General features: G+C 60.5%; 21 protein-coding genes. 2 read left to right on the top strand and 19 right to left on the bottom strand.

The genetic code is table 11. The annotated features are described in order from the left end of the window. The 4 genes from ACN0RV_RS02910 to ACN0RV_RS02925 form a co-directional block, all read right to left on the bottom strand. Nucleotides 1-416 (bottom strand): helix-turn-helix domain-containing protein (locus ACN0RV_RS02910; RefSeq protein WP_417345416.1); only part of this gene is annotated, 416 nt, incomplete at its 3' end. 114 nt (nucleotides 417-530) lie between these two features. Further along, the gene (gene glnS / locus ACN0RV_RS02915) at nucleotides 531-2,204 is read right to left on the bottom strand and encodes a glutamine--tRNA ligase (RefSeq protein WP_417345418.1); all 1,674 of its coding nucleotides are present in this window, start codon (nucleotides 2,202-2,204) and stop codon (nucleotides 531-533) included. Nucleotides 2,205-2,435: 231 nt separating this feature from the next. Beyond that, complete coding sequence (feoB, locus tag ACN0RV_RS02920) at nucleotides 2,436-4,688, bottom strand: ferrous iron transport protein B (RefSeq protein WP_417345420.1); 2,253 nt, start codon at nucleotides 4,686-4,688, stop codon at nucleotides 2,436-2,438. 3 nt (nucleotides 4,689-4,691) lie between these two features. Continuing rightward, a complete protein-coding gene (locus tag ACN0RV_RS02925) occupies nucleotides 4,692-4,922 on the bottom strand; it encodes a FeoA family protein (RefSeq protein WP_084643886.1) in 231 nt (76 codons plus the stop codon). A gap of 375 nt (nucleotides 4,923-5,297) precedes the next feature. On the opposite strand from ACN0RV_RS02925, the gene ACN0RV_RS02930 reads away from it, so the two are divergent. Further along, on the top strand, nucleotides 5,298-5,900 hold the full coding sequence (locus ACN0RV_RS02930) for an acetate uptake transporter (protein WP_417345422.1): 603 nt from the start codon (nucleotides 5,298-5,300) through the stop codon (nucleotides 5,898-5,900). A 48-nt stretch (nucleotides 5,901-5,948) separates the two neighbouring features. Here the strand turns inward: ACN0RV_RS02930 and ACN0RV_RS02935 are convergent, their stop codons facing one another. The 15 genes from ACN0RV_RS02935 to ACN0RV_RS03005 all read right to left on the bottom strand — a co-directional run bounded on the left by ACN0RV_RS02935 (nucleotide 5,949) and on the right by ACN0RV_RS03005 (nucleotide 19,631). Continuing rightward, nucleotides 5,949-6,617 carry a Crp/Fnr family transcriptional regulator gene (locus tag ACN0RV_RS02935; protein WP_417345424.1) on the bottom strand — a complete coding sequence of 223 codons (669 nt, stop codon included), beginning with the start codon at nucleotides 6,615-6,617 and terminating at the stop codon, nucleotides 5,949-5,951. Nucleotides 6,618-6,652: 35 nt separating this feature from the next. Next, on the bottom strand, nucleotides 6,653-7,735 hold the full coding sequence (locus ACN0RV_RS02940) for a hypothetical protein (RefSeq protein WP_417345426.1): 1,083 nt from the start codon (nucleotides 7,733-7,735) through the stop codon (nucleotides 6,653-6,655). After that, the gene (locus tag ACN0RV_RS02945; protein WP_417345428.1) at nucleotides 7,735-8,247 is read right to left on the bottom strand and encodes an NADH-quinone oxidoreductase subunit C; all 513 of its coding nucleotides are present in this window, start codon (nucleotides 8,245-8,247) and stop codon (nucleotides 7,735-7,737) included. The genes ACN0RV_RS02940 and ACN0RV_RS02945 overlap by 1 nt, the downstream gene beginning before the upstream one ends. Beyond that, a complete protein-coding gene (locus ACN0RV_RS02950; RefSeq protein ID WP_417345430.1) occupies nucleotides 8,244-8,756 on the bottom strand; it encodes a 4Fe-4S dicluster domain-containing protein in 513 nt (170 codons plus the stop codon). Before ACN0RV_RS02950 ends, ACN0RV_RS02945 begins: the two co-directional genes overlap by 4 nt. Beyond that, complete coding sequence (locus tag ACN0RV_RS02955) at nucleotides 8,756-9,193, bottom strand: NADH-quinone oxidoreductase subunit B family protein (RefSeq protein ID WP_417345432.1); 438 nt, start codon at nucleotides 9,191-9,193, stop codon at nucleotides 8,756-8,758. The genes ACN0RV_RS02950 and ACN0RV_RS02955 overlap by 1 nt, the downstream gene beginning before the upstream one ends. Before the next feature lie 2 nt (nucleotides 9,194-9,195). Next, the gene (locus ACN0RV_RS02960) at nucleotides 9,196-10,164 is read right to left on the bottom strand and encodes a respiratory chain complex I subunit 1 family protein (protein ID WP_417345433.1); all 969 of its coding nucleotides are present in this window, start codon (nucleotides 10,162-10,164) and stop codon (nucleotides 9,196-9,198) included. Further along, nucleotides 10,161-13,910 (bottom strand): proton-conducting transporter membrane subunit, encoded by a 3,750-nt coding sequence (locus ACN0RV_RS02965; RefSeq protein WP_417345435.1) that lies wholly within the window; start codon nucleotides 13,908-13,910, stop codon nucleotides 10,161-10,163. The genes ACN0RV_RS02960 and ACN0RV_RS02965 overlap by 4 nt, the downstream gene beginning before the upstream one ends. 152 nt (nucleotides 13,911-14,062) lie before the next feature. Then, the gene (gene hypB / locus ACN0RV_RS02970; RefSeq protein ID WP_417345437.1) at nucleotides 14,063-14,797 is read right to left on the bottom strand and encodes a hydrogenase nickel incorporation protein HypB; all 735 of its coding nucleotides are present in this window, start codon (nucleotides 14,795-14,797) and stop codon (nucleotides 14,063-14,065) included. A gap of 10 nt (nucleotides 14,798-14,807) precedes the next feature. Continuing rightward, on the bottom strand, nucleotides 14,808-15,041 hold the full coding sequence (locus ACN0RV_RS02975) for a hypothetical protein (RefSeq protein WP_417345438.1): 234 nt from the start codon (nucleotides 15,039-15,041) through the stop codon (nucleotides 14,808-14,810). Continuing rightward, a complete protein-coding gene (locus ACN0RV_RS02980; RefSeq protein ID WP_028108801.1) occupies nucleotides 15,038-15,235 on the bottom strand; it encodes a CooT family nickel-binding protein in 198 nt (65 codons plus the stop codon). Before ACN0RV_RS02980 ends, ACN0RV_RS02975 begins: the two co-directional genes overlap by 4 nt. Beyond that, nucleotides 15,228-16,004: an AAA family ATPase gene (locus ACN0RV_RS02985; protein WP_417345440.1), complete on the bottom strand. Its 777-nt coding sequence runs from the start codon at nucleotides 16,002-16,004 to the stop codon at nucleotides 15,228-15,230. Before ACN0RV_RS02985 ends, ACN0RV_RS02980 begins: the two co-directional genes overlap by 8 nt. 43 nt (nucleotides 16,005-16,047) lie before the next feature. Further along, complete coding sequence (cooS, locus tag ACN0RV_RS02990; protein ID WP_417345442.1) at nucleotides 16,048-17,958, bottom strand: anaerobic carbon-monoxide dehydrogenase catalytic subunit; 1,911 nt, start codon at nucleotides 17,956-17,958, stop codon at nucleotides 16,048-16,050. Continuing rightward, nucleotides 17,958-18,533 (bottom strand): 4Fe-4S dicluster domain-containing protein, encoded by a 576-nt coding sequence (locus tag ACN0RV_RS02995; protein ID WP_417345444.1) that lies wholly within the window; start codon nucleotides 18,531-18,533, stop codon nucleotides 17,958-17,960. Before ACN0RV_RS02995 ends, cooS begins: the two co-directional genes overlap by 1 nt. 14 nt (nucleotides 18,534-18,547) lie before the next feature. Beyond that, complete coding sequence (hypA, locus tag ACN0RV_RS03000; protein WP_417345445.1) at nucleotides 18,548-18,886, bottom strand: hydrogenase maturation nickel metallochaperone HypA; 339 nt, start codon at nucleotides 18,884-18,886, stop codon at nucleotides 18,548-18,550. A gap of 172 nt (nucleotides 18,887-19,058) precedes the next feature. Further along, nucleotides 19,059-19,631 carry a NapC/NirT family cytochrome c gene (locus ACN0RV_RS03005; RefSeq protein WP_417345447.1) on the bottom strand — a complete coding sequence of 191 codons (573 nt, stop codon included), beginning with the start codon at nucleotides 19,629-19,631 and terminating at the stop codon, nucleotides 19,059-19,061. Between the two features lie 452 nt (nucleotides 19,632-20,083). Here ACN0RV_RS03005 and ACN0RV_RS03010 point away from each other — a divergent pair, with 452 nt between their 5' ends. After that, the gene (locus ACN0RV_RS03010) at nucleotides 20,084-22,321 is read left to right on the top strand and encodes a multiheme c-type cytochrome (protein WP_417345449.1); all 2,238 of its coding nucleotides are present in this window, start codon (nucleotides 20,084-20,086) and stop codon (nucleotides 22,319-22,321) included. The last annotated feature ends 341 nt before the right edge of the window (nucleotides 22,322-22,662 follow it).

A 22,662-nucleotide genomic window follows, 5' to 3' on the forward strand; every position in this document is an offset into this window, starting at 1 on the left:
ATGACCTCTCGAGCCAGGCGCCGCCTATCCAGTCGTTTGAGGGTGTGCCAGTGCAAACCGGTCATCTCATTAACGTGCTTGATAGGCATCAATTTAAGCAGTCGCTCGACGTACTGGATAAGTCTGTTGGTCTGGCGAGCATGGGGCTCCAGCCAGGAGAGGCGCTCAGTAACCACGCCACAATCAGGGCAGCGTAGTCGGCGCAGTGGTACAGACAGCAAAGTCTGGTAACCGAAAGCCTCGCGCTCCTGAATCGTGCGGGGAGTGATATCGTGAATCTGCCGGACAACTTGGCCACAGCGACATCGACCAGGGCCCGTGGGGGTTAAATGGATAGTAAGAGTATCGTGGTGGAGCTCGGTGTGAGTGGGGGAAAACCCTTCCCACGGTGAGATAGGCAAGGTAAGCTTCGGCATTGAGAACGGCTGGTGGTGATTGGGTTTGTTTGGCGACTACACAATAACCTTTCCAGCCGTTTTCGTATCTAGTTCCCGCTAATGTGCGAAGAACCTTTTTTTATGGATGGGCGGTTAGCCGCCCATCTTGGCCCAGGTGTCCCGCAGGCCGACGGTGCGGTTAAACACCAGCGCATCCGTCTTACTGTCGACGCTGTCGGCACAGAAGTAACCGGTACGCTCGAACTGGAACGCCTTCTCCGCCTCAGCAGAGGTCAGGCTTGGCTCAACGAAGCCGTGACGCACCACCAGAGATTCAGGGTTGATCACCGCTTCGAAGTCCTCGGCCGCGCCGGGGTTCTCGACGGTAAACAGGCGGTCATAGAGGCGGAATTCGGCAGCCACACCCGCTTCGGCAGAGACCCAGTGAATCACCCCTTTTGGCTTAACGCCGTCGGCAGGATCCACACCCAGGGTGTCCAGGTCAACCGAACAGTAGATGGTGGTCACCTTACCCTCTTCGTCCTTCTCGACCCGCTCGGCGGTCACCACATAGGCACCACGCAGGCGAACCTTCTTGCCCAGGACCAGACGCTTAAACTTCTTATTGGCCTCTTCACGGAAATCTTCCGCTTCGATCCAGATCTCCCGGGAAAAAGGCACTTCACGGCTGCCCATGGACTCATCGGAGGGATGGTTGGCCACGTTCAGGGTTTCCACCTGACCTTCAGGGTAGTTTTCCAGCACCACCTTCACCGGATCCAGCACCGCCATGGCGCGGGGCGCATTCACGTTCAGGTCATCACGGATGCAGGACTCCAGGGAACCCATCTCGATGGTGTTCTCCTGCTTGGTGACGCCGATGCGCTTACAGAACTCACGGATGGACGCCGGGGTATAACCACGACGACGCAAACCTGAGATGGTCGGCATACGGGGGTCGTTCCAGCCATCCACCAGTTTGTCCGTCACCAGGGCGTTCAGCTTGCGCTTGGACATCACGGTGTATTCCAGATTCAGGCGGCTGAATTCATACTGACGAGGCTGACACTCGATGCTGATGTTCTCCAGAACCCAATCGTACAGACGACGGTTGTCCTGGAACTCCAGGGTGCACAGGGAGTGGGTAATGCTCTCCAGGGCATCGGAGATGCAGTGGGTAAAGTCGTACATGGGGTAGATGCACCACTTGTCACCGGTCTGGTGGTGGTGGGCAAACTTCACCCGGTAGAGTACGGGGTCCCGCATCACCATGAAGGAGGACGCCATGTCAATCTTGGCACGCAGACACACCTTGCCCTCTGGGAACTCGCCGTTGCGCATCTTCTCAAACAGCGCCAGGTTCTCCTCGACACTGCGGTCGCGGAAGGGGCTCGGCTTGCCCGGCTCGGTCAGGGTACCGCGGTATTCACGGATCTGCTCTGGGGTCAGCTCATCCACATAAGCCAGTCCCTTCTCGATCAGCTCGATGGCATAGCCATACAGCAGATCGAAGTAGTCAGACGAGTAGTGGATATCACCATCCCACTGGAACCCAAGCCAGCGAACGTCTTCCTTGATGGACTCTACGTATTCGACATCCTCCTTCTCGGGGTTGGTGTCGTCGAAACGCAGGTTGCACTTGCCCTGATAATCCTGGGCAATGCCGAAATTCAGGCAGATGGACTTGGCATGACCGATATGGAGATAACCGTTGGGCTCAGGCGGGAATCGGGTTTGCACTGCATTGTGCTTACCTGAGGCCAGATCGGCATCGATAATATTGCGAATAAAGTTGCTTGGACGAACCTCGTTGTCCGGCTGGGTCATGATTGCCCTCGACTCACTTCAACTAAAACCAGTAAACGGCTAATGATCCACTATCACCGGGATGGGAGCAAGACCCAATCACCGATACCAACAGGAGTTTTCCGGATTTTTTAACGGAATCCGCCCTTCCCGTCTTCACACAGGTTTAGCCCAACGGTTTCACCGGGTCAAAAACAGAAAAAGGCAGCCCGAAGGCTGCCTTGAATCGCTTAGGGAGAATTAAAGCGAATCTTACTCTTTGATGGCCACCGGAATGTCACCCACACCCATCTGGCTGCGCTTGCCGACCCGTCTCAGGTAGGCGATACCCGCCACCAGAATCACCACAATGATGCCAATGTGCATCAGGGCGTGAGCCGGCTCCACCGTCAGGCGGGAAGCCTGGTAGAACAGGGTGGCGGTGGCGTAGGCCACGACGAAGGTGTAGACGGCGCTGAAAGTGGTCCAGCGGCCGCCAAACTCACCGGCCATGGCACCCAGTACCGCGGCACAGGGGGTGTACATCAGGATAAACAGCAGATAGGCAAAGGCGGCCGCACCAGTTTCAAACTGAGACTTGAGGTTTTTCAGGGTTGCCGCTTCGAAGCCGAACTCGTCACCCATACTGTCCACGTCCTGAGCATCACCGATGTTCAGACCCAGGGGATCGTCCCAGGCGATACCAAACATGTTCTCAGGAATGGTGGCCAGTCCCTCGTTAACCGCGCCCAGCAGGCTGAACTCCGCCGCTTCCTCTTCACCAGACTGGCTGTAAAGGCTGTTTAGGGTGCCGACCACGGCCTCCTTGGCGAAGATGCCGGTGATCACACCAACGGTAGCGGGCCAGTTTTCCTCTTTAACCCCCATGGGATCAAACACCGGCGTCACAATCTGAGCGGCGGCGGAGAGCACGGAATTTTCGGAATCCTGGTTGCCAAAGCTGCCGTCGGTACCCATGGAGTTGAAGAAACTCAGGATGGTCACCACGATAACGATGGTCTTACCGGCGCCCATGACAAACTGCTTGGTACGCTGCCAGGTGCGACGACCGATGGCACTCAGGGTGGGCATCTCGTAGTCAGGCAGCTCCATGAAGCCCTGGCTGGCATCACCGGGAAGCAGGGTGTGACGCAACAGCAGACCGGTGAGGATCGCTGCCGCAATACCAATGATGTACAGGGCAAACACCAGGTTCTGGCCATTGTCCGGGAAGAACGCCGCCACAAACAGGGCGTACACCGGCAGACGGGCTCCGCAGGACATGAAGGGGGCCATCATGGCTGTCACGATACGCTCGCGCTTGGTGTCCAGGGTCCGGGTGGCGGTCACCGCAGGTACGTTACAGCCAAAACCGACAATCAGGGGAACGAAGGCTTTACCGGGCAGACCGATCTTCTGCATCACCCCTTCGATCACGAAACCTGCGCGGGCCAGGTAACCGGACACCTCGAGAATACTCAGGGCGATATAGAGGAAAGCCACCACCGGGATGAAGGTTGCCACGGTCTGGATACCGGCACCCACGCCGTCGGAGAGGATGGCGCCAACCCAGTCTGGCATGCCCGCGGCGTTCAGCAACAGGGCTGAGCCGTCAACAAACAGGGCGCCCGCCACGATATCGAAGAAATCGATGAAGGCAGCGCCGACGTTGATGGCAAACATAAAGGTCAGGTACATCATGCCCAGGAAGATGGGCACCCCGGTCATGGGGCTCAATGCATAATGATCCAGCTTCTCGGTCATGGAGTCGATAACAGAGGGCTTGGAGACTATGGCTTTGACCAGATCGCCGATAAACTGGTAGCGGCGGTCGGCGATGTGCTCGGCGGGAGAGATCGCCTGAGCCAGCAGCTTGTTGGAAGCCTGAATCGCGGCATCATCACTTTGAGACAGCAGGCGGGTAATGGCACTGGCACGGCTGCCCCCGATCTCCTGCAGCGACTGCTCCACCTCTGCGCCCAGATGAATATCCAGGGTCTGGCTCTGATTGCCTGCCTTGGCCATCTCGGCAATGGCATCCTTGACCGCTTGAGGGCCATTTTCCGTTTTGGCACTGATCTGAATGACGCGACAACCCAGGCGTTGACTCAGGGCTTCGGTGTTGACCTGAACACCGCGGCGCGCCGTCACATCTCCCTTGTTCAGCACCAGCAGCATGGGGACGTTCAGTTCACGCAACTGAGTGGTCAGATAGAGGTTACGCTCCAGCTGAGAGACATCCACGACGTTGATCAGCAGGTCAATATCCTGACCAAGCAAGTATTCGCGGCTGATCTTTTCATCGATGAAGCCTTCACCATCGGCGGCTTCGAGGTCGTACAGGCCAGGCAGATCGGTGATCTCCACGGCACGGCCATCGAGCTCGATCTTGCCAACTTTCTTATCGACGGTGACGCCGGCCCAGTTGCCGACAGAGACGTTGTTACCGGTGAGAGCATTAAACAGGGTGGACTTGCCGGAGTTAGGATTACCTACGGCAACACAGCGCACTACTTGTTGGGACATCAATTAAACCTCTACGTGGATCTGTGCAGCCAGGCGATTATTCAAACAGAGGCTTGCGCCTCGCACCTTCAGCTGGACAGCACCACCCAGAGGAGCAGAGCGAACCATTCTGACTTCACTGCCTCGAGTGAAGCCAAGCGCCATCAGACGACGCTTAAGAGAGAGTGACATGGATTGATCGCCTAGACGAACAACACTGCAACTTTGTCCCAGACCCAACTCTGATAAAACCATTGTGCTACCTGTTTCTAAATGGGAATTGCTATCATTTGCACTTAAGTATACACAACCTTATGGAAAAATCCTTGACCTAGTTCGCCGTTTTTCACCTCAAATGGAAATAATTCCTGTTTTCTAGCGGACCTTGAACCCAGGTCACCCATAGCACGGGCCAGAAGCCTGTTGTGGCGGGATTTGCAGCGTTTTTTTGTGGAGCTGGGTCACACCTAAGTAAATAACACTCAAATGGGGTTCAAAGTTTTTCTAATCCCCCGTATTTCCTGGCCTGAATGTGATTCCGTTCACATTAGCGCCACTGCAACCCGATCAATAATCCTCGCGTTTTCAACCGTTTACTCTACATCTTATTAACAAAAATTAGGTAAAATTATGAACCGCGCTCACGCAAATCCCGCGCCACTGGGTCTGATGGGATTCGGCATGACCACCATACTGCTGAACATCCACAACGCCGGGTTTTTCCCCATCGATGGCATGATTCTGGGTATGGGTATCTTCTTTGGTGGCATCGCCCAGATCATCGCAGGCATCATGGAGTACCGGAACGGCAACACCTTCGGAACCACCGCCTTCACCGCTTATGGCTCCTTCTGGCTGACTCTGGTCGCCCTGATCATGTTGCCTAATATGGATGTGGGTGTGGCGGCCAGCCCTCACCACTTCATGGGTTGGTACCTGAGCCTGTGGGGCCTGTTCACCGGCTTCATGTTCATCGGCACCCTGGCCAACTACCCCAGGGTGAAACAGTTTATCTTCGGCTCCCTGACCGTACTGTTCTTCCTGCTGGCCGCCCGTGATTTCACTGGCAGCGCCCTGATTGGCACCATTGCCGGCTACGAGGGCATCGTCTGTGGTGGCGCCGCCTTCTACCTGGCCATGGCCACCATCATCAACGCCGAGTTTGGCCGCACCGTGCTGCCCATCGGCGACTGGAAGAGCCGTGCGACCGTCGGTCGTGCCGCCCTGGCCTAACCCAGGTTCCAGTCATGAAAAAGCCGCCCAAGGGGCGGCTTTTTCTGTTTAGGGCTGCTGACTGAGCAGGGCCTCCATGGCGCTTGGGTCGGGAATGACAAACTCCCGGCGGCTGCGGCGCTCCAGCATCCCCTCCTTGATCAGGTTGTTGAGCAGTGAAGAGGCGGTCTGGCGGGTGGTGCCAATCAGCAAAGAGATCTCCTCCATATTGAGGTCGCACTCAAAGGCGAGCCCCTCGTTGGTGTCTCTGCCCCGCTCCTTGGCCAGGGCCAGCAGAAACTCCACCAGCCGGTACTGCACATCATGGAATATGATCCCCTCAATCACGTCCAGGGTACCGGCCAGAACCTGCCCGAGGATGCCGGTCATCACCAGGGAGACTTCGGGAAAACGCACCACCTCCTGGCGAAAGCGAGAGACACTGATGGCCAGTATGGTGCTCTCCCGAGCCGCCTGAATCAACATCCGGCTGTGGGTGCTGAAGATGTCGCCTGGCTCGAGGAAGGAGAGGGTAAACTCCCTGCCCTCGTAGGAGAGATACAGCCTCAGCCGTCCGGACACCAGCACAAACACCTCGCTCTCCTCGTGACAAGCCTGGTCAAGCAGTCGCCCCCGAGCCAGCTGGCGACAGTGGAAACCGGAAAGAAACCCCTCATATTTGGGCTTCTTCAGCAGCTCAATCATATTGAACCGGGACAGTTTCATCTTGGAGTACATCCGGTCCTTCCTCTGTAAGGGTTTCGGGTCCCCGGCTATCTCTCCGTACAGGAGATGCAGGGGTCGATGCTGTTGACCATCAGAGGGACATCCCCCACCTTCTCGCCGGTCATCATGGTCTTGAGGGCATCCCAGTTCGGGTAGCTGGGCACCCGCCATTTGAGCCGCTCGGGCCGATCTGAGCCATCGGTCTTGAGATAGTAGATCAGCTCCCCCCTGGGGGCTTCGCTCTTGGCGATCGCCTCCCCCGCAGGGATCACCGGCAACCCGCTGATGGCCGTGGGTCCATGGGGCATCCGCTCCAGGCACTGACGAATCAGGTCCAGGGCCACCAGCACCTCATCCAGGCGCACCATGGCCCGGGACCAGACGTCACCACCGCTGCGGGTCTGAATCTCGATATCCAGCTGATCATAAACCGCATAGGGCGCCTGGACACGGACATCGTACGCCAGTCCTGAGCCCCTGGCCACCGGCCCCACCAGACCATGGCGCTGCACATCCTCCAGGGTGAGCACCCCGACCCCCTGAGTGCGGGACAGCACGAAATGATCCGAGCCATAGAGGTCGCGAATCTCCTCCACCGCCGGCACCAGCCTGGCAACCTGCTCCAGCAGCCATCGGGTCTGCTCGCCATCTACGTCGTATTTGACCCCGCCGATGCAATTGGCGCCCAGATCCATGCGGTTGCCATAGATGGTCTCCTTGACGTCCTGCATCACCTCCCGGGTTTCGAGCACGTGCATGAACAGGGAATCAAACCCTATGATGTGGGCCATGATCCCCACGTTGAACAGGTTGGACGCCACCCGTTTCACCTCGTCGGCGATCACCCTCAGATATTGGCCCCGCAGCGGCACCTCGATGCCCGCCAGAGATTCCAGTGCCATGCAGTAGGTGGTGGGGTGGCTGTTGGAACAGAGGGAGCAGAGCCGCTCGGTCAGGGTAATGTTCTGGTAGAAGTTGCGCTTGACCGCCAGGTACTCCAGGCCTCGGTGAACGTGGCCGGCGGTGATCTCCAGATCACGGATGGTCTCGCCCTCCACCTCCACCTTGAAGTACATGGGCTCCTCCAGGGCCACGTGCAGCGGCCCCACCGGGACTTTGTATCCACTCATCAGATCTCTCCTCGGCTGGTCATGATCTTCTCCCACAGCGACTTGGTGCTGGCGGCATTCACCAGATCCGAGTAGGGAATGAAACGCTGCAATACGGCGGGGTCGATGCTCTCATCGATAAACAGTCGCCGTGGATTGGGGTGCCCGGTCACCTCAATATCGTACAGCTCCATAAACTCCCGCTCATTCCAGTCGGCATTGAGAAACACCGGTGTCAGCGAGGGGATCACCGCCCCCTGCTCCGGCAACACCACGGTAGCGGTCACCGTGGAGCCATCCAGGTCAAAGTGGTAGGCGATCTCCAGGTTGGGCGATACCTGGTAGGCGGTGATGGTGCTCAGGCGCCCGCCCAGTACCCTGATCAACCTGGCCAGGGGCAGCAGTTGATCGGCCAGGGCCAGCCTGGCCCAGGCGATGCTCACCCCCTTGGCGTCCGTGGTCTGAGACCAGGACGCAGGTTGAGCCAGGGTATTGCCCAGGCTGGCGGCGAAGCGTTGGAACATCGGGTTCATAGCATCTCTCCTTTGGTGAGCTGTTGGGCGGAGCGGGCGCGGCGGCAGTCGGGGCAGAGCGTGGCCAGGGTGCGGATGTCGCCATTGCTGCCGGCATAGGCCCGTCCCAGCAAGCTGGTGGTGGTCTGGGTGATCTTGCGGCCGCATTCACCACAGGGCAGACGCGGGATCAGATCGTGCTCCACCATGGTGTATTTCTGTGACTGGTGGTGCGCCAGGTGCCAGTCTTCGGTCAGCCGAATCGCCCCGGGAATGCAGTAGTGCTGGCACAGGCCGCAAAAGGTGCAGCTGTTGTGCCACACCGTGAAGGTGGTGCCTTCCTCGGTCTCCTCGAATCGGATGGCTCCGCCGGCACAGACGTGCTCGCACATGCGACAGGCACTGCAGCTGTTGGCATCGAAACGGATGCGTCCACGCAGCCCCTTGGGGGTAAAGGTCTCGCCGAAGGGAAAGGGGTCGGTGGAGGGCCCCTTCTTGAGGTTCTGCCAAAGCAGTTTCAATATCTTCATCAGGCCTCCTGCAGTCGTTGCTTCCAGATCTCGATGGCCTGGGCCACCCCTTCGAGGATCGCCTGGGGCCGGGGGGGACAGCCGGGGATGTTCACATCCACATCGAAATAGCGGTCGATGGGACCTTCAATGGCGTAGCTGTCACGAAACACTCCGCCGCTGATGGGGCAAATCCCCACCGCCACCGTCACCTTGGGCTCGGGGATCTCCTGGTACACCCGCAGCACCTTCTCCTTCACCCGGGTGGTGAGCGGACCGGTGATCAACACGATGTCCGCGTGCTTGGGACTGCCGCAGTACTGGCAGCCGAGGCGCTCCACATCGAACCTGGGGATGCAAGCAGTGGTGGCCAGTTCCACATCACAGCCGTTGCAGGAACCGGCATTGATCCGATAGAGCCAGGGCGACCGGGCCGCCACGTTGGAAAACAGAGCCATGTTTACCCCCTTAAAGAACCGAGCAGCACCAGAGCCAGGCTCAGCACACCGAGCAGCTCGGGCCACTTGAAATAGAACAGAAACGCCTGGTCGATGCGCATCCGCCCCACCGAAGCCCGAAGCAGGGTCTTGGCCAGCAGAAACAGCACCAGGCACTTGAACAAATGGACCGCCAGAGCGGCGAGACCGGTCAGGGCCCCGGGCCAGAACAGCACCACAGCCAGGCTGAACACCACCACGGTCTTGAGGGTGGACATCAGCTTGAACATCGCCAGTGCCGGTCCGGAATACTCCAGCAGCGGCCCCTCCAGCAGTTCAGACTCCGCCTCGGGCACGTCGAAGGGTGGCACCCCGAGGTTGGCCGGGATGACACTGAGAAACGCCAGCACCGCCGGCCACAGCCAGGGGGTGGCCACCAGGTTGCCATTGGCCTGCTGCCAGGCGACGATCTCAGTAAGACTGAGGCAGATGAATCCGCCCTGGGCGACCCCGACGTGGATGGCTACACTGAGCAGCACCAGCAGCAGCGGCCCCTCGTACGCCAGCATCATGCTCATCTCCCGGGAGAAGCCGATGGCACCGAAGGTGGAACCGGACACCGAACCACTGAGCATGATCACCACCGCCGGTACCGCCAGCAGGTAGAGCAGCACCAGCATGTCCCCCAACTGTGCCGGAGGCTGATACCAGCCGGGCACAGGCACCAGGGCCAGGGCCACCGCCATGGCACAGACCCCGGCGGCAGGCAGATAGAGGAACAGCGCCGCAAAGCTGCCCTGGGGCACCATGGAGTGCTTGCGCATCAGCTTGGCCACGTCATAAAAGGGCTGCAGCAGCGGCGGCCCTACCCGCCGCTGCAGACGGGCGAGAAGGATGCGGTCCGCGCCCTTGGCCAGCAGTCCGATAACCAGGCCGGCGGTCGCCACCACCATCACCCAGATGGGGATCAGCAGGAACTCAAATTGATTCATGATTCTCTCCGTTTAAAGGGGCCGGCCAGAACGCGCAGCAGCGCCTTCGGGGACTCGTAGAGGGCAGCGGCGCCCATGTGGCTGTCCGCATCGCTCAGGTCATCGACGCCACAGGCGTGAAGGTGAATCGCCACTCTCTGGGGGGCGCTGAGGCGATAGAACCCCCAGCAGGCCAGGGCCGGCAACAGCAGAGTCAGGGTCAGCAACCAGGAGGACCACCCTCCGGGCAAAGGCCCCAACAGGCTCACCTCGGGGGCGGTCATTCCCAGGGAGGTGACGATGGCGGCGATGGGCACCAGAGCCAGACCGGGGAAGAGTCCCAGCCCCAGACAGGCAACGGCGGTCAGCACCATGGGCCAGGCCATGGAGGTCGGGGCCTCTTTCAGATGCGCCAGATCGGGTGAAGGCCGGCCCAGGAAGGCTACGTGAGCAAACTTGAGCACCGCCGCCAGGGTAAACAGGCTGGACATCAGGGTGGCCAGGGCGAACAGGTAGTGACCGGATTGCAGGCTGGCCTGATAGATAAGCCACTTGGAAGCAAACCCATTGAGCGGCGGTATCCCCGCCAGGGAGAGGCCGGCAAACAGAAACAGACCGAAGGTCAGCGGCATCTGTCGTCCCAGCCCGCCCAGATCATCCAGGCTGTGCAGGTGCGCCTGGGCCAGAATCACCCCGGCGCCCATGAACAGCAGGTTCTTCAGCAGCATGTGATTCACAAAGTGCAGCAAGCCGGCGCTGACGCCCAGGGGGGTCAACAGGGCCAGGCCCAGCAGCACATAGGCCAGCTGGCTGACGGTGCTGTAGATCAGCAGCCGCTTGATGCCGGTCTGGATCATCGCCATCGCCCCGGCCCCCAGCAGGGTCACCGCCGCCACCAGGGCCACCAGGAAGGCGGGCCAGGGCAAACCCTGAACCTCGCCGAAGCGGGCCGCCAGAGTGGTGATGCCGATGGCAGCGAAGAATTTCAGCACCCCAAAGGGACCGCTCTTCAGCAGCACCGCCGAGATGTAACCACTGACCGGCGTCGGCGCCGTGGGTGGGTGCATCTGCACATCGATGCGCAGCGGCAGCTGGGCGGCCTTCATCAGCAGCCCCGCCAGCACCAGCACCAGGGCGGATGCGCTCCAGACAACCGGCATCGCCTCCAGCCTCTGGCCCAGGCCCTCGAGCGCCAACTCACCGGAGGGCGCGGCCAGCATCACTGTCCCCAGGAACAGGCAGCTGGCCCCGGCCAGGTTGAACATCAGGTACTTGAACCCCTCGTCCAGGGCATCGTTACTCTCCTCATGAACGATGGCGAAGTACAGGGCCCAGCTGCTCATCACCTCCCAGAACAGGAAGAAGTTGAACAGGTCGCGACTGGCGCAGATCCCCAGCAGGCCGCCGATCATCAGCAGGAAGAACATCAGGAACCTGGGCAGGCTGTGGCCATGGCCCATGTAGCCCTTTGAGTAGGCCAGGCTCAGCAGTCCCACGGCGGCGATCAGCAGGGCAAACCACCAGGAGAGCAGATCAAACTGCTGGGACTGCTGCAACACCAGCACCAGAGACAGCGTCATCACCATCAGGGCAGAGGGCACCGCCAGGGCGGGCACCCGCTTGCCCAGCAGATACACAACCGGGGCGCCGATGCAGGCCACCAAGGCCGCCCAGGGCCAGTCCAGTGCCAGGGAGGGAAGCACGCCACCCTGGGGCGAGAGCTGCGCCACCACCGGCTGAATCAGGCCAAGCACCGCGTCAGGGAACAGCCCCGTCGCCAGTACCAGAGCCGCCAGCAGCAGTTGCGGCAACAGCATCCCCAGAGGGGCTTCCGTCGCCTGCCCCTGACCTGGGGTGAAGAACAGCACCCGGAAGATGCGCAAGTAGTAGACGGCGCCTATCAGGCTGCCCAGCAGAATCACCACCGGCAGCACCAGATTGCCCTGGTCGACGGCGGCAAAGATCATCAGGTACTTAGAGAAGAAGCCGCTGAATGGCGGAAGCCCCATGATCGCCAGCAAACCGGTGGCCAGACAGACGCCGGTGATGGGCATCCGTCGTCCGGCCCCGGCCAGCTCGGTCAGGGTCTTACTGCCGTAGCGGTAGATGATGGAGCCGGCACAGAGGAACAGCAGGCTCTTGAAGATGGCGTGATTCACCAGATGGGCCAGGCCTCCGGCCAGGGCCAGGTAACTGGCCAGCCCCAGTACCGCGGTGATCTCCCCCACCTGGGCCAGGGTGGAGAACGCCAGCATCCGCTTCAGATCCGGTTCGCGCAGGGCCGCCAGCTCGCCATAGATCAGGGTCACCGACCCCAGCAGGGTGATCACCAGCGGAATGGAGAGGGCCCCCTCCCCCGCCAGCCGCGATAGGGCGGCGGACCCGAACACCAGAAACAGCAGCTTCAGGATGCCGTACAGGCCCACCTTGGTGAGGATGGCTGACATGGGTGCGGAGATGGAGGAGGGCGCCACAGGGTGGGCATCCGGCAGCCAGCCATGGGCGGGCCACAGCCCCGCCTTGACCCCAAGTCCTACCAGGAAGCAGGCGAGGATCACCAGGGCGTCTCCGGTGGGCAGCTGGCCGGCCGCCGCAGCCAGCTGGGCAAATTCGAAACTGCCCAGGTTGGCGTGCAACAGCAGGATGCCGAAATGCATGATGTAGGCGCCGCCGGCGCACATCAGAAAGTACTTACGTCCCGCCTGCAGGGCCTTGGGAGTGCGCGGGTGGATCACCAGCAGATAGGAGGTCCAGGTCATCAGCTCCCAAAACAGGTAGAAGTTACCCAGATCCGTTGCGGTGACCACCCCCAGCAGGGAACCGAGCATCAGCAGCAGGAAGAAGTAGTAGAGGTTGGCCCTGGGGTCTTTGCGCATATAGGGGCCGGAGTAGACGCAGACCACCAGCATCACCAGGGCGATGATCACGGCGAACAGCCAGGAGAGGCCATCGGCCATGGGCAGCTGCCAGGCCATCACCAGGGTGAAGGCGGCCACCGCCTGCACCATCAGATCCCGCAATCTGGGGCTGAAGTGCCCCAGCAGGAACACCCCGAAGCCACTCAGGTAGGGCAGCAACACCAGGGCCTGCCAGGGGGACTCGAACCTGGGCATGCCGTGCCCCTCAGTCAGGCCATTGAGGGCACCGACCCAGTGCAGCAGCGGCTCTGGGTCCAGACTGAGCAGCACAGTACTCAGGGCCGCGAGCAGCATCAGCAGCAGGCTGGCCGCCCCCTGCCCCACCTCGCTCAGCACCGGGCGACTGGCCGGGGCACCGAAGCAGACTTTGTGGATCACCGTCACCGTGTAGATGGCCGCCAGAATCCCCGCCAGGGTGGCGGTCACCGCCATGGCCCAGTGGCCCTGATCTACGGCGACGTACAGGATGATGAACTTGCTGAAAGCCCCCTTGAAGGGGGAGAGCCCCATCACCGAGAACAGGCCAAAGCCGAACATCAGCCGGCTCAGTGGCATCTGGGGCGCCACCTCGGCCACCCGATCCAGGCGGTCGCTGCCGGCGGCCCGAATCAGCCGCCAGGCAGCCAGGATCACCAGCAGTCGCATCACCGCCTGCAGGGCCAGGTGGAACCAGGCGCCAGTCTGAGCCAGGGGCTCTCCCAGCCCCAGCCCCATGATCAGATAGCCGAGCTCGGCGGCGGTGGCGTAGAGCAGCAGCCTGCCAAGACTGGCTCGGTTGCGCAGGGCCCACAGCTCCCCGAGCAACAGCAGCCCGGCACCCAGCCAGGCCAGAATGGAATACTCTCCCATGGTCATCCTCATCTTGTTGTCGTTGTCAGGCCCACTCTAGGCCTGAGCGGTCCCCCCATCTGTCAGCGGGCTGACAGGGGGCGACCCCAATTCAGAAAACGTTGCGCCCATCACCCCTTGGGTGAAAAAAAGGGGCGCCTCTGCGCCCCCATTCAGGGTGTCAGTCGCTGCTGCAGCCAACTGAGCCAGGTGGTCATCCCCTCGCCGCTCTTGGCGGAGATGGGCAGGGTCCGGCCCTCCAGCCCCAGGGTCTTCAGGTAGTGCTCGGCCCCCTGAAGGCTGAAGTCATCAAAATGGGCCAGCAGGTCCAGCTTGGTGATCAGCACCAGGTCCGCCGCCCGGAACATCACCGGATACTTGGCCGGTTTGTCCTCCCCTTCGGTGACCGACAGCAGCACCAGGTTGAGGTGCTGCCCCAGATCAAACCCGGCCGGGCACACCAGGTTGCCGACGTTTTCGATGAACAGCAGGTCCAACTCCTCCAGGGGCAGGCGGTGCAGGGCGTCGTGCACCATGTGGGCGTCAAGATGACAGGCCATCCCGGTGGTGATCTGCACCACGGGCACCCCCTTGGCGGCGATGCGCTGGGCATCGTTCTCCGTTTCCAGGTCCCCCTCAATCACCCCGGCGCGAATCCCCAGCGCCTTTAGCTGCTCCAGGCTCTCCTCCAACAGCCGGGTCTTGCCGCTGCCCGGAGAGGACATCAGGTTGATGGCCAGGATGTTGTGGCGCTGCAGGTGCTCCCGGTTGTGCGCCGCCTGGTGGTCGTTCTCGTCCAACAGGCCGGTGAGAAGCTGCACCGCATCACCGGGCCGGTGCAGATGGCCTCCGGGTTCCACCAGGTGTTGATTTCCCGGTGTCAGGTTACAGCCGCAGTTGTTGCACATGGCCGCCTCCTCAATCTTGGTCAGTGTGTTGAGGCACCCGCGCCAGGGTGCGGTTCAGGGCTTCGCCGGTACCACGCATCTGCTCCACCACCTCCAGCAGAGAGTCCGCCAGCTCGGCCAGCTCAAGACGAATCAGCTGCTCGCGCCAGCGCTCCATCTCACTGATGTGGGCCTGGTTGTGCTCCTCCCAGTGGGGCAACAGGGTGCGGATACGCTGGATCAGTTGTTGCTGCTGCGGGTTCAAGGGGCCTCCACCGGCTCTAAGTGAATCTGACCCTGCATCATGTCCAGCAGGGTGATGCGGTAGCCCGCCAGTGTCCTGGGGGCGTCAAACAGGGTCTCCAGGCTGAGGCCGGGGGGAATCACCTCCACCCGGCTTACCTGGGAGACCTCCTCCCAGCCATGGGCGTGTTTGATTCGGGCGGTAAAGTTACACATGGGTCAACTCCTGTTGCAGTTGAGATTGGATGGCGGCGGCCTGGGCCACAAAGGGACCCTGACAATCGAAGGGGGCCAATCCCTGGCGGTCGGCGGCGCGCAGGGCTTCGCTCCAGCTGAGTTGTCCCAGCAATCGGCGATTGGGCCCCAGCCGCTGACGGATAAAGGCCAGGTCCTCCTCGCCCTGAACCTTGCCCGCCACGAAGGCCACCCGGGCAATGCCCAGATCCCTGGCCAGGGATTCCGCCTGTTCGGCGGTCTGCAGGCTGCGCTGTCCCGGCTCCACCACCACCAGCAGCATGTCCACCGCCTCGGCGGTGCCTCGCCCCAGATGCTCGATGCCCGCCTCCATGTCCATCACCACCCACTCGTTCCCCTTAACCAGCAGCTGCCGCATCAAAGCGCGCAACAGGGTATGTTCCGGGCAGACGCAGCCGCCACCGGCCTGCTCGACACTGCCCATCTTCAGCAGCTTCACTCCCTGATGATCCAGGGCGAAGCGTTCCGGCAGATCCGCCACCGACGGATTGAGCTTGAACAAGCCGCTGCCGTTGGCACCGGTTCGCTCCTTGGCCAGGGATTTCATCTGGGAAAAAGGGGTCAGCCCGGCCGCCTGCTCCGCCGGGATGCCGATGGCCCCGGCCAGGTTGGCATCCGGGTCGGCGTCCACCGCCAACACCTTGAATCCCTGCTTGGCCAGGCCTCTGGCCAGCAGTCCCGCCAGGGTGGTTTTCCCCACCCCGCCTTTGCCCGTTATGGCAATCTTCATCGCTTCTCTCCTTAGGGGGAGGCACGCCTCCCCCTATCTCGGATTACAGTCCCAGTGCGGCGCGCTTGCGGCGGATCACCTCCACCAGCTTATCGCCGGCGGCCTCCGGGTCGGTCTCCACCAGGAAGTAGCCGCCAAACAGCTGCTCGGCCCCCTGGGTCATCAGGTCGGTGACCACCTGGGATCCGGTCACCTGAGGCATGGTGCCCAGGTGTGTCGGCAGTCCCAGGGCCACGGACCAGGAGGCGATGGCCACCGCCTTCTCCGACATCGCTTCCGGTGCCGAGGCCACCAGAGGCAGGTCGCTCAGGTCCAGATCCAGACGCTTGGCCAGGGCGGTCGCCAGGGAGACGGCGCGGCTGTTGTCCACACAGGAGCCCATATGCAGCACCAGGGGCAGAGGTCCGCCCAGGCCGGCGGCTTCGCCGATGGCGGTCAGCACTGCCTTGAGCCCGTCGCCGGCGTAGGCTTCGGTGGCCTCCTGATTCATCAGGCCGTTTTTGGCAAAGGCACCGGCGCCGCAGCCGGTGGCCAGCAGCAGCACGTTGTTGGCGGCCAGCTTCTTGGCAATGGTCTGGTAGCTGTTGTCCTGAACGCTCTGGGTGTTGTTGCAGCCGGCAAACAGGGCAATACCCTGAATGTTGCCGTTGGTGAGGTTGTCCAGCAGTGGCTTGAGGGGATCCTCGGCATCCACCTTGGACAGGGCCTCCACCACAGCTTCGGCGGAGAAGCCCACCACGGCGGTGCGTTTGATGTCGGGGATGTTTATCTTGTTGGGATCGCGGCGGCGGAAGGCGTCGATGGCCAGACGGATCACCTGGGAGGCGTTCTCCCTGGCGTCCTCCTCACGGAAGGGCACATGACGGGCCCCCTGCATCTTGTTGTCCCCCATGGTGGTGATCACCTCGGTGTGGAAGCAGTCCCCCACCTGGGGCAGCGACGGCATGATGCACTGCACGTCCACCACCATGGCATCCAGGGCGCCGGTGAGGATCGCCATCTCCTGGCTGAGGTAGTTGGTGGCCAGGGGCACGCCGTGGCGCATCATCACCTCGTTGCCGGTACAGCAGATGCCGACGATGTTGATCCCCTGGGGGGCACCGGCGCCGATCGCCTCCTGGTTCAGCTCGTCGGCCATCTCGCAGATCACTTCGCTGAGCAGGGGGTTGTGGCCATTGACGGCGATGTTGACCGCGGCGGCGTTGATCACCCCGATGTTGGCCTCGGTCACCACAGGGGATGGGGTGCCGAACATGGCGTCGGAGAGTTCGGTGGCCAAAGTCATGCCATTGAAGTCCGCCAGGGCACCTTTGACCCCGCCCAGGAACAGGTTGGTAGGGTCGGCGTCGCAGCCGATGTGGGTGCGGGCCATGATCTGGGCCACGGTGGCGTCGATGTTATGGGGCAGCGCATGCAGGGACTCCAGCTTCTGCAATCGCTTGGGTGGCAGGCTGGCCTGAATCCAGCGACATGGGGTGTGGTGGTCCTGGTTCTGATAATCCTCCAGAGTCAGGGTGGCCACGTCGTGGGCCAGGGAGAGGGTGTCCCGGCCAGCGGTGTCGATGCCCAGCCGCAGGGCCAGCGCCTCCAGTTTCCTGGGGTCGCGAATGGAGTAGGCAGGCAACTCGCCTTTGCCCACCCGCTGCATCGCCAGGGCGATGTGGCGACCGTGCTCGGAGTGGGCGGCGGCACCGGCGGCCATCATCCGCACCAGGTTACGGGCGGCGATGGTATCGCGGTTGGCCCCGCAGATCCCTTCACTGGGGCCGTCGCCGAAGGGGTCGATGCGGCAGGGCCCCTTCCAGCACACCCGGCAACACAGACCCAGAGAACCAAAACCACACTGAGGCTGCTGCGCCTGATGGCGGTCAAATACGGTGGCGATCCCCTCCCGCTCCGCCACGGGGCAGAGGGCGGCAACCGCCTGATCTACAGATTTCACTTTAATTTCCATCAGGGTTTCCTCAGTGTCAGGGTCATGTGTTTCTGGGATTGGGCCAGCTCTTTGGCGCGGGCCTGAATCAGTGCCGCCCGGTAGGCTTTCATCTCCACCAGACGGATCGCCTTGGTGGGACAGGCTTCGACACAGGCGGGGTCACTCTTGCCAGTCTCTGCCCGCCAGTCACGGCAGAGATCGCATTTGAGTGCCACCCCCTGATTGTTGCTGCCGTCCACCTGACGATGGCCGTCACGACGCACGGTGATGGCGCCAAAGGGACAGACCATGACGCAGAGCTTGCAGCCGACACAGCTCTCCTCGGTGATCTGCACCTGTCCATCCTGCTGACGACAGGCACCGGTGGGACACACCATGGTGCAGGGGGCGTTTTCACATTGACGACACTGCATGGGCATCATCACCTCGTCGCTGACCACCACCTTGGTGCGGGAGTGAAGAGGTTTGCGCTCACGCACCGCCTCCACCAGACTCCCGCCACCGTGGGCCACCGCACAGGCAAGCTCACAGCTATGGCAACCCAGGCAGCGCTCTGCGTCGGCATAGATGATGACGTTTTCCGTTTCTCTCATAGCTTTCGCCTTCTTCAGATCTCAAAGCTCTCAATGAACAGCTCCTCACCCTGAGTCAGCTGCAGCGACGTACTGTCGCAGCCGGGGCAGCGGAAACAGAACCGCCGCACCTCGAACGACTCAGAGCACTCGAGGCAGGTGGCGCGGGCCTCCACGGTGTCGATCACCAGTTCCGCCCCCTCCAGTACCGTGTCCCTGACAAACATCTCGAAGCAGAAACGCAAAGAGTGGGGTTCCACCGCCTTTAATCGACCCACCTTGAGGGTGACCCGGCTGACCGAGCCCACCCCCAGCTCCGAGGTACGGCTAAGCAGAATCTTCACCAGCCCTTGGGTTAAAGCCGCTTCATGCATCGCCGTTTCTCCTGAGCAACATTGGGTCACTGGCATGAAACCTCAGGGGGAATGGGATTACTGTCGGCTGAATGACAGCTGGGGTCAGGGAGGGGAAAAGTGGGATCCTGCGCAGGCGGCAGACAAAAAAAACGCCGGCGAATGCCGGCGCTTAGATGGAGTAAACCTGAAGTTAAGGCTTCTTGTGGGCCACCTTGTACTTGTGGCAGTCGATGCAGGTCTTACCCATCTTCTCCATCTTCTGGTGCATCTTGGCGGCGACCTTCTTCTGCTTGTCGAAGTTCATCCGTTCGACGTCGTGGCAGGTGCGGCACTCGCGAGAGTCGTTGGCCTTCATCTCGGCGATGATGCGGGCAGCGCCATCTTTCTTGTAGGCGAGGAACTCATCCTTGGTGGTGATCTCCCCCTTAAGCTCCAGGTAGACCTCCTTCATGGCGGAGATCTTGCGGATCATCTTAGGCACGAACTCCTTGGAGACGTGGCAATCGGCACAGTTCACCACCATGCCGGACGCGCTGGTGCCGTGCTTGCTCATGGCCACCTCTTCCGCGGCAAAGGAGGGCACATGACAATTGACGCAGAAGGCGTCGCTGCTGGTGGCGTGCAGCACGGTATTGAAACCCACGGTACCGACGGCACCGACGGCGACCGCCAGGAAAGCGCCCAGGGGAATACCGAGTAACCATTTGGATTTAGGCTGCTTCCACAGTTTGGACCAACCGGATTCTTGTTGGTGGTTGTTCATCTCTCATCCTCAAAAAAACAGCGCCGCCTCAAAGGGAGGCAGCAAGATAAAGTCGGTGTCGGTCAATTTTAATGAGGGTAAAAATGCAACATAATGATAGAACTCACAGAATAACCATCTGGAATAGGGCCCGCCTCACAGGCTGAGATCCCGGTCATCTTTTGGGACTGACGCCAACACCTCGGTTTCACCGAAAGCGTCGCCAAGCTTTATCTTTTTCAAATCAGTAGCTAATGTTGATTGAACCAGCCTCAATGTCAGCTTTTTTTAACATTGCTGACGGCAAACTGAACCCCACTCACTGTTTTTGCAATATCAAGTTTAAACTTTTGCAATTGTTGACATTGATCACGATGAGATCATCAAGGTCTGGGTTATCTTCGTGGTGTTCATTATGCATACCTAGATTTAGGTATATGCATGAACAACCTAAACATTGCAGGGAAAAAGTAATGATGATGATGATGAAACCCAACGCCCTATGGCGCGCCATGGCCTTTGCCGGTCTGGGTGCCTTAGCCCTCAGCGGTTGCGGCAGCGACGGTTCCGATGGATCCGATGGTGAAGATGGTCAGCCCGGTCCTGTGGGCAAGCCCGTCACCTCGGCCTCCGCTGTGGTAAGCACTATCACAGGTGCCAGCTTTGATGATGCAGGCATTCTGACCCTCAACTTCTCCTTGGCGGACGCCAATGGTGTGGCCCTCTATGGCTTGAAAGATATCGATATTGCCGGTGTCTCTCTGGGCCGTACCGGCAACGAAGATGAGATTGGCTCCACCGATATCGAGGGTGAACCCCGCGACATCTGGCTGAGCTACTACACCAAGACCAAGGGTGAGTTTGAAGGGGAAACTCTCTATGCCGGTTCCGGTTACTTCTCCGGTATCTCCTATCGTGGTGATGTAAACTGTACCGACTGTCTGACCGACAACAACGACGGTACCTACACCCTGGTGACCAAGGGCACCAAGCCCGACGGCTCCGCCTACGAGGTGGCCATCAACACCAACGACCTCTACAGCGTTAAGAACGACGTAACCCATGGTGTCTACATGGCCATCAAGGTGCGTAACGACGACGCCAGCGAGATCCACCTGGCCAACGGTGACTATCTCAACACTGCCGGCTTCTACTACTGGCTGCCCAGCGCCGACACCGTGGCCGAACGTCCCAAGCACGTGATTGCCAATGAGACCTGTGAGAGCTGTCACCGTCCCGGTCACGACGGCAACCTGGGTAACATGCACCACCCCGGCAAGCACACCGTCATGGACTCCTGTACCTTCTGTCACGTGGAGTTCAACGAGTACCAGACCAAAGACGATGACGGCAACGTCATCGGCAAGCATGACGGCTCCATCAAGGGCATCGCCCACGAGTTCCACAGCCACTCCTTCTTTGCCGACGATGGCATCTATCCTCAGAACGCTGCAAACTGTCAGACCTGTCACCAGGCCGACGAATCTGTAGCCAATGCGGATGCCTGGACCGCCGACAAGGACACCGCCACCTGTCTGAACTGTCACGACAGCGTATACGGTGTGCCTAGCTGGCACTGGGATGCGGACAACAACCAGATCGGTGAAAACTACCAGAACTGCGTAAGTTGTCATGGTCAGGGTGCCCGCGGCGCCGAAGCGGCTCATTACGATGCCAACGCCAACGCCCGCTCTACCGAGCTGAAGGTGGTGTTTGACTCCATGACCGTTGCCGCTGATGCCTCCTCCATCACCACCATCTTCAAGATCATGGATGGTGAGGATATGGTGCCCCTGAGCCAGATCGACCCTCGCCCCTACAAGTACGGCGGCTTCAACAGCGCCATCGTGCTCAACGGCGTGCTGGGCGACGACTTCCTGGTGAACTACCAGAAGGTCGGCTTTGACACCTTCACCCAACTGGGTGACGGCCGAATCGAGTCCGTTATCAACGATGGCGCGTTCAAGGTGAAGGAACTGGTCGATGCCGGCGCCAACATCGCCCTGAGCAGCCAGATCCATGTCTGCTTCGGCAGCAAAGGCAAGCGTGAAGACTGTGTGGTTGACGCGGAAGACAACCTGGACGGACAGGAAGCGCCCTACCTGGTGAGCGACACCTTCTACTTCCAGCAGGACGGCGCTGCCGTGGCCGACACTCCACGCATCCAGCATGCCGAGATGACCGCCTGTCAGGATTGTCACACCACCGCCATCAAGCACCGTTACACCAACGACATGGATGGCTGCGCCACCTGTCACAACGGCACTCGTGACAAGAAGGGCACCGGTTCCTCCAACCTGGCGTACATCGTACACAGCAAGCACTACATCGGCGGCTTCTTCAAGAAGACCGACTGTGCCACCTGTCACGGTGGCTCCGGCTTCTCACTGAGCCTGATCCCCGCCAGCGCTGCACCTGTTGCCTTTGGCACCACCGACGGTGGCCGCTTCGACCCAGACATCAACGAGCAACTGCTGGTGTCTCCGCAGACCGCGGCCTGCGTAAGCTGCCACCTGCCTCCATACGGCCTGAGTGACTCCACCGTGGCTCACATCAAGGCGATGGGCGGCGTGATTGACCACGACGGTGACATCAACACCATCGGCGTACCATCCAGCAGCTACCCTGCCCAGGTTGAAGAGACCTGCGCGACCTGTCACAGCGACAGCCAGGTGCTGGAAGCCCACGCCAACTGGAGCTCCAGCCACTAAGGGATAACCCTTAACTGTGAAGCGGCCCTCTGGGCCGCTTTTTTTTTGCGCCAACCTCTTCCGGGCGAAATTGTTTCAAAATGTCTGTAAAGATCACCAAAAAGGGAAAGATTGACCAATCCCCACACGAAATGTCGGTCTTTTAACTCGGTTTTTCAGACTTGAAAGCAGACCTGCCAAGCCTTTTCGCTGAACCCTGACTGAACCGCAAATAAACGCCGTTCACATTTCCTTTTTTTGCAACTAAGTTATTGCCTAAGTGAAATTTTTCACTTACTCCTTTCTGGGTAGAGCAATGTAAATCGCTGATGCAAGTCACAGTATTTATGAGAAGAAGTTGA

It is taken from the genome of Ferrimonas sp. (assembly GCF_048263965.1).
GTDB lineage: Bacteria > Pseudomonadota > Gammaproteobacteria > Enterobacterales > Shewanellaceae > Ferrimonas.